This is a genomic window from Micromonospora sp. NBC_01638, assembly GCF_045209745.1.
GTDB lineage: Bacteria > Actinomycetota > Actinomycetes > Mycobacteriales > Micromonosporaceae > Micromonospora.
Map to the genome: position 1 here is coordinate 4,165,778 of NZ_CP109273.1, position 14,006 is coordinate 4,179,783.

General features: G+C 68.9%; 12 protein-coding genes. 11 read left to right on the forward strand and 1 reads right to left on the reverse strand.

The annotated features are described in order from the left end of the window. Positions 1 to 169: 169 nt before the first annotated feature. The 3 genes from OG811_RS19790 (at position 170) to OG811_RS19800 (ending at position 4,909) form a co-directional block, all read left to right on the forward strand. The gene (locus OG811_RS19790) at positions 170 to 1,177 is read left to right on the forward strand and encodes a PaaX family transcriptional regulator C-terminal domain-containing protein (protein ID WP_406067781.1); all 1,008 of its coding nucleotides are present in this window, start codon (positions 170 to 172) and stop codon (positions 1,175 to 1,177) included. 455 nt (positions 1,178 to 1,632) lie between these two features. Further along, entirely contained in the window at positions 1,633 to 3,099 is a 1,467-nt protein-coding gene (locus OG811_RS19795; protein ID WP_406067783.1) for an endo-1,4-beta-xylanase, read from the forward strand. Positions 3,100 to 3,523: 424 nt separating this feature from the next. Beyond that, positions 3,524 to 4,909 carry an RICIN domain-containing protein gene (locus OG811_RS19800; protein ID WP_406067785.1) on the forward strand — a complete coding sequence of 462 codons (1,386 nt, stop codon included), beginning with the start codon at positions 3,524 to 3,526 and terminating at the stop codon, positions 4,907 to 4,909. A gap of 90 nt (positions 4,910 to 4,999) precedes the next feature. On the opposite strand, the gene OG811_RS19805 is transcribed toward OG811_RS19800, so the two are convergent. Then, complete coding sequence (locus OG811_RS19805; RefSeq protein WP_406067787.1) at positions 5,000 to 5,770, reverse strand: FadR/GntR family transcriptional regulator; 771 nt, start codon at positions 5,768 to 5,770, stop codon at positions 5,000 to 5,002. Positions 5,771 to 5,917: 147 nt separating this feature from the next. Between OG811_RS19805 and OG811_RS19810 the strand changes: the two genes are divergently transcribed. The 8 genes from OG811_RS19810 to OG811_RS19845 all read left to right on the forward strand — a co-directional run bounded on the left by OG811_RS19810 (position 5,918) and on the right by OG811_RS19845 (position 13,961). Further along, on the forward strand, positions 5,918 to 7,180 hold the full coding sequence (locus tag OG811_RS19810) for an ABC transporter substrate-binding protein (RefSeq protein ID WP_406067789.1): 1,263 nt from the start codon (positions 5,918 to 5,920) through the stop codon (positions 7,178 to 7,180). A gap of 4 nt (positions 7,181 to 7,184) precedes the next feature. Further along, entirely contained in the window at positions 7,185 to 8,165 is a 981-nt protein-coding gene (locus OG811_RS19815) for a carbohydrate ABC transporter permease (protein WP_406067791.1), read from the forward strand. Further along, on the forward strand, positions 8,165 to 8,992 hold the full coding sequence (locus OG811_RS19820; RefSeq protein WP_406067793.1) for a carbohydrate ABC transporter permease: 828 nt from the start codon (positions 8,165 to 8,167) through the stop codon (positions 8,990 to 8,992). Before OG811_RS19815 ends, OG811_RS19820 begins: the two co-directional genes overlap by 1 nt. 1 nt (position 8,993) lies before the next feature. Continuing rightward, the gene (locus OG811_RS19825) at positions 8,994 to 10,217 is read left to right on the forward strand and encodes a mandelate racemase/muconate lactonizing enzyme family protein (protein WP_406067794.1); all 1,224 of its coding nucleotides are present in this window, start codon (positions 8,994 to 8,996) and stop codon (positions 10,215 to 10,217) included. Positions 10,218 to 10,301: 84 nt separating this feature from the next. Next, positions 10,302 to 11,327 (forward strand): zinc-binding dehydrogenase, encoded by a 1,026-nt coding sequence (locus tag OG811_RS19830; protein WP_406067796.1) that lies wholly within the window; start codon positions 10,302 to 10,304, stop codon positions 11,325 to 11,327. Continuing rightward, entirely contained in the window at positions 11,324 to 12,085 is a 762-nt protein-coding gene (locus tag OG811_RS19835) for an SDR family oxidoreductase (protein WP_406067798.1), read from the forward strand. The genes OG811_RS19830 and OG811_RS19835 overlap by 4 nt, the downstream gene beginning before the upstream one ends. Next, positions 12,082 to 12,960: an amidohydrolase family protein gene (locus tag OG811_RS19840; protein ID WP_406067799.1), complete on the forward strand. Its 879-nt coding sequence runs from the start codon at positions 12,082 to 12,084 to the stop codon at positions 12,958 to 12,960. The genes OG811_RS19835 and OG811_RS19840 overlap by 4 nt, the downstream gene beginning before the upstream one ends. After that, positions 12,957 to 13,961, forward strand: a complete 1,005-nt coding sequence (locus OG811_RS19845) for an aldo/keto reductase (protein ID WP_406067801.1) — start codon at positions 12,957 to 12,959, stop codon at positions 13,959 to 13,961. The genes OG811_RS19840 and OG811_RS19845 overlap by 4 nt, the downstream gene beginning before the upstream one ends. The last annotated feature ends 45 nt before the right edge of the window (positions 13,962 to 14,006 follow it).

The window sequence follows — 14,006 nt, forward strand, 5'->3', positions numbered from 1 at the left end:
GCACGATGCCCGCTACCTGTGGCTCGCCCAGCCCGGCTTCGGATGGCGTCGCGTGGCAATTAGTGTTCCCTCCGGACCAGCAAGTGTCAATCGAGGATCCTCTATTTGTAGCGAGTCGCGGCGGTCCGTCTACAGTCGTCGTACCCTCCCCGAGGAGCACGGAGCGCCTGTGGCAAGCCTCTTCGACATCGACGAGATCTATCCGGACGACGGAGACCACCCACTCCAGCTGCCCCGCCGGCAGGTCGGCAACTCGCCCCAGGGTGTCGCGGTGACCCTGTTGGCCGACTACACGCTGCGGACCCGTGTCGCCCTCCCGTCCGCCGCCATCGTCGCGCTGCTCGGGGAGACCGGCGTGACGACGGCCGGAGCGCGGACCGCGATCAGCCGGTTGGCCCGCCGTGGCGTCCTGGAGGGCAGTCGACTGGGGCGGCGCAGCTCCTACCGGCTCAGCCGCGCCGCCGCCGCCAACCTCTCCGCCGGAGGGCACTGGATTCTCGCCTCCACCACCTCGACGGCGCGGTGGGACGGGTGCTGGACGATCGTCGCGTTCTCGCTGCCGCAGGATCGCAGTACGCAGCGCCGAGCCCTGCGGGCGCAACTCCGGTGGCTCGGTTACGCGCCGCTGTACGACGGGTTGTGGATCTCGCCGCAGGAGCTGACTGCCGCCGCTCGGGCCGAGCTCGATCGGCTCACCCTCGGCGCCGTGACGGTGTTTCGCGGACGGCAGAGCGCGCTCGCCTCGACCATTCACCGTGCACCGATCGAGGCCTGGGACATCGAGGCGATCAGCCGGAGCTACGACGCGTTCCTCCGGCGTTGGACGCCGCTGTTGCCCGCGGTGGTGTCCGGGCAGGTCGACGGTGCCGCCGCGGTGCGGGCCCGCACCGAGGTCATGGACACCTTCCGGCGTTTCCCCGTCCTCGATCCGCAGTTGCCCGTGGAGCTCCTGCCACGGGAATGGCTCAGGCGTCCGGCGCGGGAGTTGTTCGCGGCCATCTACGACGGCCTCGCCGCACCCGCGGAGCGACACGTCCGGGCGGTCGTCGAGCGGTTCGCCGACGCCGCGCTGCCCGGCGTCGAGGCACACACCACCGCCGACCTGGTCGCCGGAATACGCGCCGACGTGAAAACGGCGCAGCCGTCTCCGAGTAGCTCGGTTACCGGGTGCTCGTGAACCGCGAGGAGCCTGCGGTCGCTGTCAGTCGACGACTGTGAGCGATAACAGGATTGCTGTTCGGCGCGACCCCCGCGGCGCGTTGGTACGACTCGTCGGCTGGTCGCGCGGCGACTGAGCACCGTTGCTCTGGGCGTTTGGTGCCGAGCGAACGTGGCGTTCTGGGAGATCGGCGTGAACGGCCCGCTACGTCTTGACGAACGGCATGTTATCGCTCACTCTCGATATAGAAGAGGATCGCTGTGTGGCTCACCGGGCGAGCCGCACGGGTCGTACCTCCGATCACGACGTCCCCATGGGCATGCGGACGTCACCTCGGGACCCGGCAGTTGCCGGCGACAGCCCTCTCGGACTGTGCGTGCTGATGCCGGGCGGCCAGGATGACCGGCCCGATCAGTTGCCCCGAGCGAAGTGGCACATCACCACCACCGATGCAACCACTGAAAAGGAACGCCATGAAACCCATGAAAACGATGCTGGCGGCGGCGACCATCGCCGTCGCCCTCACCACCGGTATGACGGTGGCGCTGACTCCCGCAGCCGGTGCCGGCACGACCTTGAAGGCGGCGGCTGCCGAGAAGGGCCGCTACTTCGGCGCCGCTGTCGCGACGGGCAAGCTCTCCACCGGCGCTTACACGACCATCCTGAACCGCGAGTTCAACAGTGTCGTGCCCGAGAACGAGATGAAGTGGGACGCCACCGAGCCGCAGCAGGGCCAGTTCAACTACAGCGGTGGTGACCGTCTGGTCAGTCACGCGCAGGCCAACGGCATGAGCGTGCGCGGTCATGCGTTGTTGTGGCACGCACAGCAGCCGGGTTGGGCGCAGGGTATGTCGGGTAGCGCGTTGCGTAACGCGGCGATCAACCACGTCACCCAGGTCGCCACGCACTTCCGAGGCAAGATCTATGCCTGGGATGTGGTGAACGAGGCGTTCGCCGACGGTGGCGGTGGCGGGCGGCGTGACTCGAACCTGCAGCGCACCGGTAACGACTGGATCGAGGCGGCGTTCCGGGCGGCGCGAGCGGCCGATCCGGGTGCGAAGTTGTGTTACAACGACTACAACACCGACGGGGTCAACGCGAAGTCGACGGGCATCTACAACATGGTGCGGGACTTCAAGTCTCGTGGCGTGCCGATCGATTGCGTGGGCTTCCAGTCGCACCTGGGCACTTCGCTGGCCGGTGACTACCAGGCCAACCTGCAGCGTTTCGCTGATCTCGGTGTGGATGTGCAGATCACCGAGCTGGACGTGATGACCGGTGGCAACCAGGCCAACATCTTCGGCTCGGTCACCCGCGCCTGTCTGGCCGTCTCGCGCTGCACCGGCATCACCACCTGGGGCGTGCGGGACTGTGACTCCTGGCGTGGGTCCGACAACGCTCTGCTGTTCGACTGCAACGGCAACAAGAAGGCCGCGTACACCGCCGTCCTGGACGCCCTCAACGGCGGCTCGACCCCGCCCACCACGCCCCCGCCGGGCTCCGGGGTGGACACCAGTGCCTGGTACGTGTTGCTGAACCGAAACAGCGGCAAGGCGCTGGACGTCTACGCCTCGGCCACCAACGACGGGGCGCGGATCAGCCAGTGGACGCGGAACAACGGCACCAACCAGCAGTGGCAGTTCGTCGACTCGGGGAGCGGCTACTACCGGGTGAAGTCCCGCAACTCCAGCAAGGTGCTCGACGTCAGCAACTTCTCGACCGCCGACGGCGGTGCGATCGTGCAGTGGGCCGACCTCAACGGCACGAACCAGCAGTTCCGGCTCGCGAGTTCGGCCGACGGCTACGTGCGCCTGATCAACCGCAACAGCAACAAGGCCGTCGAGGTGCAGGGCGCGTCCACCGCCGACGGCGGAAACGTCGTTCAGTACGCCGACTGGGGCGGCAACAACCAGCAGTGGCAACTGGTCCGGATCGGCTAGCGACCGCCACCGTCGACCTGGGGGAGAGGGGGCTGCCGGCCGATCGGGATCCGGCCGGCGCCCGCCCGGACGAGGTGTGATGAATGGTGGCCCGCCCCGTCCGGGGCGGGCCACCGTGACCGTCAGATTGCCGCTGCCGGGCGATCGCTTGGATCGATGCCAGTCGTTTGACGTATGACGTCTTTACCGCTAATTTTCACCCGCGGGCCACGCGGCTGCCGGAGGCCAGGACGTCGCACCGCGCGGTTGGGCGCGGGCCTGCTCCGAAGCCCGGATCGTGGCATCGCCATCGACGTGCGCCGCTGGCCGCAGGTTGCCCGCACAACACCCCAGACGTGCTGACGCCACCACCAGACGCCGGCACACACGCCAGGGCACGCGCGGGCGTTCTGCTCGTGGGTGACCCCGATCGAAGGAGTGGACCATGAAAACCCTCGGTGAGGCTCGTCCCGCCTCTCGACAGAGACGTCGCTGGCGGTCAGGGTTGGCCGCGGCGGCGGCCGCGATCATGGCAGCCAGCACACTCGTCGCGGTCAGCGCGGCGCCCGCGGCGGCAGCGACCGTGGACACCAACGCCTGGTACGTCCTGGTGAACCGGAACAGCGGCAAGGCGCTGGACCTGTACGCCTCGGCCACCAACGACGGCGCACGGATCAGCCAGTGGACGCGCAACAACGGCGCCAACCAGCAGTGGCAGTTCGTGGACTCGGGGGGTGGCTACTACCGGATCAAGTCGCGGCACTCGGGCAAGGTCCTCGACGTCAGCAACTTTTCGACCGCCGACGGTGGCGCGATCGTGCAGTGGGCCGACCTCAACGGAACAAACCAGCAGTTCCGGCTGGCCGACTCGGACGGCGGCCACGTCCGGCTGATCAGCCGACACAGCGGCAAGGTCGTGGAGGTGCAGGGAGCCTCCACCGCCGACGGCGGAAACATCGTGCAGTACTCCGACTGGAATGGCACCAACCAGCAGTGGCAGCTCGTCCGCACCGATGGCGGTAACCCGCCGCCGTCGGGTGGGAACGGGTGCGGCAAGGCGCCGACGCTGTCCAGCGGCACGCACACGATTCAGAGCAACGGCAAGAGCCGCTCCTTCATCCTGCGGGTGCCCGCCAACTACAACAACAACAACCCGTACCGGCTGATCTTCGCGTTCCACTGGCGAGGTGGCACCATGCAGGAGATCTCCTCCGGTGGCACCAGCGGGACCGCCTGGTCCTACTACGGGCAGCAGGAGCAGTCGAACAACAGTGCGATCCTGGTCGCGCCCCAGGGGTTCGGCAACGGGTGGGGCAATGCCGGCGGTGAGGACATCACCTTCGTCGATGACATGATCAGGCAGATCGAAGGCAGCCTTTGTGTCAACCCGGCGCAGCGGTTCGCCCTCGGCTTCAGCTGGGGCGGTGGCATGAGCTACGCCGTCGCCTGCGCGCGGGCCAACGTCTTCCGGGCCGTCGCGGTCATCTCCGGAGGGCAGATCAGCGGGTGCAGCGGTGGTACGCAGCCCATCGCGTACTTCGGCCTGCACGGCATCTCGGACAACGTCCTGAGCATCTCCCAGGGGCGGGCGTTGCGCGACACCTTCGTGCGGAACAACGGTTGCACCGCCCAGAACCCGCCCGAGCCGGGGGCGGGTAGCCGCGCGCACATCACGACCACCTACTCGGGCTGCCGGGCCGGGTACCCGGTGCAGTGGGCCGCGTACGACAACGGGCACATGCCCGGTCCGGTGGATGGCACCTATGCCGAGAGCGGCATCACGACCTGGACCAAGGGTGAGATCTGGAGGTTCTTCGCGCAGTTCTCCTGACCCCCGTCGCCGGCGCTGACGTCGGGCGGCAGCGCCTGCTCCAGTACCTGGGAGTGGGCGCTGCTGCCCGCTCGGCCGGTCGTGGTCTGGTCAGCGTTGCAGGCGTACCGGCTTGCCCGAGCCGCTGCGGCGGACCAGCCAGGCCTCGGTGATGTGGGTGAACATCGACTCGGCGGCGCCGTGGGAGTCATGGGCGGCGATGCGCTCGTAGATGCGCCGGTGGCCCTTGTTGGACGCCACGCACAGCGAGCGTTCGGTGCGGCCCATGTAGCGGGCGGTGTTGATGACCTGGCTCTCCAGCGCCCGTACGACGCCGCGGGCGATGCGGTTCCCGGACGCCTGCATGACCGCGTCGTGAAAGGCCCGGTCGTGCTCGTGGTAGGTGACGTGGTCGTCAACGAGTTCGTCCATCCGGTCGACCATGTCGCGCAGCCGGTCGATGGTCTCCGCGTCGGCGAGGCGGGCAGCGACGTTCGCCATGTCGGACTCCAGCACCCGCCGGGTGACGACGAGGTCGTCGAGGATGGCGAGGCTGTCGTCCTCGGCGATGGTGGCCCCGAGGACGAGCTCATCGAGCATGTCCCAATTCGATGGGGGGGTGACCATGGTGCCGGCACCCTGGCGGACCTGCACCAGCCCCTTCTCCTGAAGGATCTTCACTGCTTCTCGGACGACGGTCCGGCTCACGGAGAAGGTCTCGCAGAGGATCGGCTCGGGGGGCAGGGACGTCCCGGACGGGTGTACGCCACGGACGATGCGTTCCACCAGTTCGGCGGTGACCGCCCTGGCGAGGTTGGTCGGCCGCCGCACCCACTCCGGGGTGACCGGGTTGTTCAGGGCTGTCTCCTGCGATGGCGTCATGTCCCCCTCCGAAAGGCTCGCCGTGGCACGACGTCTGGCTCAGTGTACGGCCGACTATTGACGTCACACGTCATACGAGTTACGTTCCGACCAATATTGGCCAGACGGCATGTCCGTCGGCCACCCCACTTTCAGAGGTGACAACTGATGAGACAGCGCGCAATATGGTCGGCCGTCCTCGTTGTGAGCCTGGCCTTGGCCGGCTGTGGAAGTGCTAGCGATTCGGGTGCGACCACCAGTTCGGACGGCAAGCTGGTGGTGTGGGACTTCAAGTCCGGTGAGGCGTTCGCCAAATCCTATCTGGACAAGGCGAAGGCGGACTTCAAAAACAAGCATCCGGATGTCACGGTCGAGTTCGTCGCGCAGCCGTTCGACCAGTACTACACGTTGCTCGGCGCGGCCATCCAGTCCGGCAAGGGCCCGGACGTGATGATGTTCAACGGCGGCGGCCAGATCCGCGACCGGGTGGACGCGCTGGTGCCGATCACCGACTACGTGGCCGAGGACAAGCAGCGACTGGCCGGCTGGGACGCGTTCACCAAGGACGGGAAGATCTACGGCGGCCCGGTGACACTGCAGGGCTACCCCATCTACTACAACAAGGCGATCTACGAGAAGGCCGGTCTCGACCCGGCGAGCCCGGCGACCACGTGGGACAAGTTCGTCGCCGACTGCGCCACCATCGCCAAGGCCGGCGCCAAGTGCTTCGCCCTCGGCAACAAGGAGGGCGTCGGCATCCAGTTCTGGCTCTCCAGCCTGGGCTCGACCACCCTCACCGCCCAGGAGTACGACGCCTGGATCGCCGGCAAGCGCGACTGGAACTCAGCCAACGTCAAGCGGATCTTCCAGCTCTGGAAGGATGCCGGGGACAGGAAGATGAACAGCGACGGGGCCAACTCGACCGCGATGTTCAACGACTCCTTCGCGTTCTTCCAGTCCGGCAAGGCCGCCCACGTCATGGGCCTGATGTCGGATGTCGGGCACTGGCAGGACTTCAACGAGTTCCTGACCCCGGAGAAGCTCGGCGTCATGAAGGCACCGGTCGTCACCGCCGGCACCACCCCGAGCCTCCCGTACGACGGGGGCATCGGCTACGCGGTCGCCAAGTGGACGAAGGACCCGAAGGTGGCCGCCGACCTGGTGCGTTCCCTGACGTCGACCGAGGCGCTCAACGCCTTCTACTCCGGCGCGGGCGCGATCGTCGCCGACACCACCATCGACGTGTCGCAGGCCGGTCCGGCCGCCGCCACGATCGTCACCGAGCTCAAGAGCGGTAAGCCCGCTCTGCACGTGGCGCTCTCCTCGAAGACGATCGACCTGATGGGCCGGCTCTCCCAGCAACTGCTCAGCGGTTCGATCACCGTCGACGAGGTGGTGAAGCAGTTGGCCGCTTCCGACCAGGCGGGCTGAGCACGTGCCGATCGGAAACACGCAACCGTCGGTCCGCCCGGCTCCGGCCGGGCGGGCCGACGGGCCGGCGGCCGCCACCGCCGCCCATCGGATTGGCGCACGGCCCCGTCGCACCCGTGGCGGCCTGGGGGCCGAGCGCTACGCCCCCTACATCCTGGTCGCCCCGGCCGTCCTGATCATCGTCCTGCTGCGGCTCTATCCGCTGGTCCTCGGGGTCAACTTCTCCTTCACCGGCGACGGTGCGCAGAACGGAACGGCGGTCGGGTTCGGCAACTACCGGGAGCTGTTCGCGGACCCGCTGTTCCGGACCGCGCTGCGCAACGTCGGGCTGCTGGTGCTGCTGCTGCCGGTGGCGGTGGCGATCCCCGGCCTGCTCGCCACGTTCATCTACCTGCGAGTACCCGGGCACCGCTTCTACCGCAGCGTCTACTTCTTTCCCGCGGTGCTGTCCCCGGTCATCGTCGGCGCGATCTTCAACCTGTTGCTCGCCTTCGACGGCCCCCTCAACGCCGTCCTCGGGGCGGTCGGTGTCGGTCCGATCGACTGGCTCGGCGACCCGGGCATCGCGATGTTCATGGTGGTCGGTGTGCACATCTGGGCCACCTTCGGCATGGCCCTGGTGGTGTTCCTCGCCGGCTTCGCCACCCTGGACGCCGCGCTGCTCGACGCCGCCCGGGTGGATGGCGCGTCGTTGCCCCAGGTCGTCTGGCACGTGATCATCCCGAGCCTTTCGCGCACCATCCAGTTCGTCTTCGTGACCACGATGATCGGGATGCTGACCTCGATGTTCGGGCTGCTCTACGTCATGACCAGCGGCGGACCGGAGGGGGCGACGTACCTGCCGGAGTTCTACATCTGGAAGCAGCAGGGCCAGATGAACCGTCCGGCTCTCGCGTCGGCCGCGTCGACGATCCTCTTCATGATCATGCTCGTGGTGGGGCTGTTGCAGATCAAGCTGCTCGAACGATCCGGAAAGGAGGACTGATGTCCCACCTCCGCCTGGGACGGTGGCTGATCGCCATCCCCATGTCGCTGCTCGCCCTGGCGACGATCTACCCCCTGCTGTTCACCGCCAACGTCGCGATGAAGACCCGCCGGGACTACATCCTCGACCGGTTCTCCCTCACCAACACTCTGCGCTGGGAGAACATCAGCACGGCGTGGAACAGCGTCGGCATGGGCCGCTACTTCGTCAACTCGCTGCTCGTGGTGACGTCGTCGGTGGTCCTCCTGCTGCTGCTCGGGTCGATGGCCGGCTTCGCACTGAGCCAGCTGCGGTTCCGTGGCTCGTCGGCGTTGTTCCTGGGCTGCCTCGCGGGACTCTTCATCCCGTTTCAGGTGATCATGGTGCCGCTCGCCCGGATAATGGCCGACACCGCGCTCATCGACACGTACCCCGGCCTGGTCCTCGTCTATGTGGCCCAGTTCCTGCCCTTCACCGTCTTCCTGATGACGAGTTACTACCGGGGCATCCCGCCGGAGATCGTCGACGCCGCCCGGATCGACGGCAACAGCGTGTACGGCGTGTATCGCCGGATCATGCTGCCCCTGGGCACCCCGGCGCTGCTGTCGGTCGGCATCCTCAACGCCCTGTTCTGTTGGAACGACGTCCTCATGGCGCTGGTGATGATGCCCTCGGCCGATCACCGGACGCTCATGGTCGGTGTGACCTCGTTGCGAGGGCAGTACTCCGACAACATCCCCACCTTTGCCTCCGGGGTGCTGATCGCCGCGATACCCGTCCTGTTGGTCTACCTGTTCCTCCAGCGCCAAATTGCCGACGGCGTCGCCGCCGGTTCCACGAAGGGTTGACATGCGGATCACGGGATATCGGACGCTCACCACGGTCCAGGAATGGGGGCGCCCCGTCGGCGATGCCAACGGAGTGTTCGCCGACGGGGTGGTCCCGGTCTCGATCGTCATCGTCGACACCGACGAGGGCATCTCGGGAGTCGGCCTCGGGCCGCACGTCGAGATCGAGCGGATCTTCGCGGCCATCGAGGGCGAGGACCCTCGCGCCGTGACGACCCTGTACGACCGCATGTTGCGGCACACCTTCAAGGCGGGCCACGCGGGCCCGGTGTTCGGCACCATCGGCGCCCTCGACACCGCGCTCTGGGACATCAAGGCCCAGGCTGCCGGTGAGCCGCTGTGGCGGCTGCTGGGCGGACGGGACCGGCGGGTTTCCGCCTACGCCTCCGGCCTGGACATCGGGCTGACCGATGATGAGCTCGTCTCGGAGTACGAGGTCTACGCCAGCCACGGCCTGCGGGCCGCCAAGCTCAAGGGCGGCCTCGACATCGAGCGCGACCGGCACCGCCTCAGCCTGGTCAAGGAGGTCCTGACCGAGGCCGGGCACGGCCGGCGGCCGGGTCTGATGCTCGACGTGAACGAGGCATGGACCCGCAAGCAGGCCGTCCGGCACGTCTGCGAACTCGAACGCACCCTGGACCTCATCTGGATCGAGGAGCCCGTCCGGCGCTGGGATGCCGAGGGCCTTGCCGCCGTCAGCCGAGGAGTGAACGCGTCGGTCGCCACCGGGGAGAACCTCACCGGGCTCGAACAGTACCGTCCGCTGATCGCCGCCGGCGCGATCGACGTCGTCCAGATGGCTGCCGTCTGGGGGGTCACCCACTTCCTGCGGGCGTCCGCCCTTGCTCACGCCCACGACCTGCCGGTCAGCCCGATCGGCAACAGCCCGGTGGGGCTGTTGCACGCCGCGACCTCGGTGCCGAACCACCTGACCAGCGAGCTGCAGGACCTGCATCCACCGGTCGGTGTCTTTATCGACCTGCACGTCGAGGACGGCGCCTTCATCCTCGGCGACTCACCCGGGCTCGGTGTCCGGATCGACGAGGAGCGAATCCGGATGGCCAACCGCCGCCCGCAGGCGCAGACCGCCGAGAGCCCCAACGTCCGGCCGGAGCGGGCCGGACGGCGGCTGCTGGCCGGGGTCGACGGGGTCATCCCCGTCCGGCAGGTGCCCGTCGTGGCGCTGCACTCCCACAACGACGTGTCGCCCACCGCGCGGCACTGAGACAGCAGCGTGAGCTGACCGTCAGCACCCACGACCATGCCCGGTCGGCACGACCGATGTGCCGACCGTCGAGACGGAGGATCGATGAAGGCAGTCGTCTACCGAGGGGCACGACACCTCGGGATCGAGGAGCAGGACCCGGTGCCACCGGGTCCTGGCCAGGTGCGGATCGAGGTGGCCTACACCGGGATCTGCGGCACCGACCTGCACATCTACCACGGGGACATGGATGCCCGGGTCGGCGACTCGGCCATCATCGGGCACGAGATGTCCGGGCGGATCGCGGCCGTCGGCGAGGACGTCACCGGTTGGAGTGTCGGCCAGGCCGTCACCGTGCTGCCGACCCGAGCGTGCGGACAGTGCGCTGCCTGCCAGCGCGGGAACTCCCACATCTGCCATGCCATGAACTTCCTCGGCATCGACGCACCGGGCGCCATGCAGTCCTACTGGAACGTGCCGGCGGAACTGGTCCTGCCGCTCCCCGAGGAACTGCCGCTCGACCACGCGGCGCTCGTCGAGCCGGTCGCGGTCGCCGTACACGACGTCCGGCGAGGGAACGTGACCGCCGACGACCAGGTGGTCGTGGTCGGTGGTGGGCCGGTGGGCGTTCTCATCGCCATCGTCGCGCAGGGGCGCGGCGCGCGGGTCCTCCTCGTCGAGCCGGACCCGTTCCGACGCGAGGTGGCGGGCGGGATCGGGATCGACGTCGTCGACCCGGGATCAGCCGATGTCGTGGCGCTGGTCAACGACCGCACCGACGGTGCGGGCGCCGACATCGCCTTCGAGGTGTCCGGCTCCGCCGCCGGCGTCACCACGGCGGTCGACGTGCTCACCACCCGCGGCCGGCTGGTGATGGTGGCGATCCACCCCAAGCCCCGGGAGGTCAACCTGCACCGGTTCTTCTGGCGTGAGTTGGAACTCCTCGGCGCCCGGCTGTACCAGCGCGACGACATGGTCGAGGCGATCCGGTTGGTCGCCTCGGGTGCGATCCCGGCGCGACAGCTCATCTCCCGGGTCGAGCCGGTCGAGGCGGCCGCCGCCGCGTTCACGGCGCTCGAGGGCGGCGGCGTGATGAAGGTGCTGCTCGATCTGCGGGAGGGCAACCAGTGACGGCCCTGTTCGACCTGTCCGGACGCACCGCCGTCGTGACCGGGGCCCGGCGCGGTATCGGCCTCGCCATGGCCGAGGCCCTGGCCCTGGCCGGTGCCGACATCGTCGGCGTCTCCGCCCAGCTCGAACCGGATGGAAGCGAGGTCGAACGCCGGGTGCGGGCCGCCGGCCGCCGGTTCACCGGGCTGCGGGCCGATCTCGGCGACCGGGCCGCCGTGCGCCGGCTGGCCGGGGACCTCATCGCTCTCGGGCCGGTCGACATCCTGGTCAACAACGGCGGCACGATCGCCCGTACTCCGGCCGCTGAGCACCCGGACGAGATGTGGGACCACGTGATCGAGGTGAACCTCAGCAGCCAGTTCGTCCTGAGTCGCGAGATCGGCCGAACGATGGTCGAGCGTGGCCGAGGAAAGATCATCTTCACCGCGTCGCTGTTGAGTTTTCAGGGCGGCGTCACCGTTCCCGGCTACGCCGCGTCGAAATCGGGCGTGGCCGGGCTCACCAAGGCGCTGGCGAACGAGTGGGCGGCCCACGGGGTGAACGTCAACGCCATCGCCCCCGGTTACATCGCCACGGACAACACGCAGGCGCTGCGCGACGACCCCGACCGCAACCAGGCGATCCTTGCCCGGATCCCGGCTGGCCGGTGGGGCCGCGCCGACGATCTGGGGGGTGCCACGGTGTTCCTGGCGTCGGCCGCGTCGGACTACGTCAACGGAATCGTGCTGCCCGTCGACGGCGGCTGGCTGGGCCGATGACGGGCGAACAGGCGCCCGGGCGGGCCGGGATCGTCGACGCACACCACCACCTCTGGGTCCGCGCACGGCACCCACAGCCATGGATCGACCCCGTGACCATGGCGGCCATCGATGCGGACTTCGAACCAGCCGATCTCGCGCCGCTGGCCCGCGCGGCCGGGGTCAGCGCGACCGTGGTGGTGCAGTCCATCGCCTCCGAGGCGGAGACGGTGGACCTGCTGACCGTGGCGGCCGAGGACACCCTCGTCCGTGGGGTCGTCGGCTGGGTCGACCTGACCGCCGCCGACGTCGCCAACCGCATCGGACGCCTGCGGGCCGCGCGGGGCGGGGAACGCCTCGTCGGCATCCGCCACCTCGTGCAGGGCGAGACCGACCCGGCGTACCTGGACCGTTCGGACGTCCGTCGGGGGATCGCGGCGGTGGGAGCCGCCGGCCTGGTCTTCGATCTGTTGGTCCGCCAGCACCAGCTAGCCATGGCCGCGCGTCTGGCCCATGACCTTCCCGAGGTGAGTTTCGTTCTCGACCACCTCGGCAAGCCCGCGCTGGGCCGTCCGGAGATGGCGGAGTGGAGCCGGGACCTGCGAGCGTTGGCGGAATCGCCCAACACGACGGCGAAGCTCTCCGGACTGGTGACGGAGGTGCCGCGGTCGCACTGGACGCCGGGGGACCTCCGACCGGTTGTCGAGGAGGCGCTCGACGCGTTCGGGCCGGACCGACTGATGTTTGGCTCGGACTGGCCGGTCTGCCTGCTCGCCAGCTCATACCTGCGCTGGGTCGAGGCACTGGCGGAGTTGCTGGGGGACCACGACGGGGCCGACCGGGCGCCGGTCTGGGGCGACACGGCGCGCCGCGTCTACGGGCTGGAGGCGTCGTGAGGGCGCACGCGTTGCCGCATCGCCCGGAGGTACGCCTCACTGAGCTGGGCTTCGGCGCGGCCCAGGGCGGCAACCTCTACCGGACGACGACAGACGACGAGTTCGCGGCGGCGGTCGACGCGGCATGGGAGGCGGGCGTCCGGTACTACGACACCGCGCCGCACTACGGCCTCGGGCTGTCCGAGCGCCGCCTCGGCGCCGCGCTGCGACACCGGCCGCGCGACGAGTACGTCGTGTCGACGAAGGTCGGGCGACTCCTGATGCCCTCACCCCAGGACGCGCACCTGCGCGACTCCGACGGGTTCGATGTTCCCGCGAGCCACCGGCGGGTGTGGGACTTCAGTCGCGACGGCGTTCACCGCTCGATCGAGGCCAGCCTCGACCGGACGGGGCTGGACCGGATCGACGTCGTCTACCTGCACGACCCGGACGACCACTGGGAGCGGGCCGTACGCGAAGCCGTGCCCGCCCTGGTCGACCTGCGTGACCAGGGTGTCGTGGGTGCGATCGGCGCCGGCATGAACCAGTCGGCGATGCTGGCTCGGTTCGTGCGGGAAACCGACATCGACGTGGTCATGTGCGCTGGGCGGTACACCCTGCTCGAGCAGGGGGCGGCGGATGACCTGCTGCCCGTTGCCGAGAGCCGAGGAGTGGGCGTGGTCATCGCCGGCGTCTACAACTCGGGGCTGCTGTCGCGGGACCGACCACCGGCTGACGCGCTCTACGACTACCAGCAGGCACCACGGGAGTTGATCGAGCGGGCGCGGCGGGTCGCCGCGGTCTGCGAGACGTACGGCGTGACCCTGCCGCAGGCGGCACTCGCCTTCGTCCGGCGGCACTCGGCCGTGGTGTCGACGGTGGTCGGTGTCCGCAACGACTCGCAGGTGGCCGAGACGGTGCGACGGTCGGAGACCGCCGTACCGGAGGTCCTGTGGGACGCCCTGGTCGAGGCCGGGCTGCTCGCCGCGCCGGCCGAGGGCTCGACGGTCCGTCCGGGCTGACGTCGACGTCCCGGCCGGGACCGGCTCCGATCATCGGAAACCGGC

Bases quoted from the DNA above. Each gene is read 5' to 3' on its own strand.
- OG811_RS19795 (WP_406067783.1), top strand. From the start codon at position 1,633: ATGAAACCCATGAAAACGATGCTGGCGGCGGCGACCATCGCCGTCGCC.
- OG811_RS19800 (WP_406067785.1), top strand. From the start codon at position 3,524: ATGAAAACCCTCGGTGAGGCTCGTCCCGCCTCTCGACAGAGACGTCGC.
- OG811_RS19805 (WP_406067787.1), bottom strand. From the start codon at position 5,770: ATGACGCCATCGCAGGAGACAGCCCTGAACAACCCGGTCACCCCGGAG.
- OG811_RS19810 (WP_406067789.1), top strand. From the start codon at position 5,918: ATGAGACAGCGCGCAATATGGTCGGCCGTCCTCGTTGTGAGCCTGGCC.
- OG811_RS19820 (WP_406067793.1), top strand. From the start codon at position 8,165: ATGTCCCACCTCCGCCTGGGACGGTGGCTGATCGCCATCCCCATGTCG.
- OG811_RS19825 (WP_406067794.1), top strand. From the start codon at position 8,994: ATGCGGATCACGGGATATCGGACGCTCACCACGGTCCAGGAATGGGGG.
- OG811_RS19830 (WP_406067796.1), top strand. From the start codon at position 10,302: ATGAAGGCAGTCGTCTACCGAGGGGCACGACACCTCGGGATCGAGGAG.
- OG811_RS19840 (WP_406067799.1), top strand. From the start codon at position 12,082: ATGACGGGCGAACAGGCGCCCGGGCGGGCCGGGATCGTCGACGCACAC.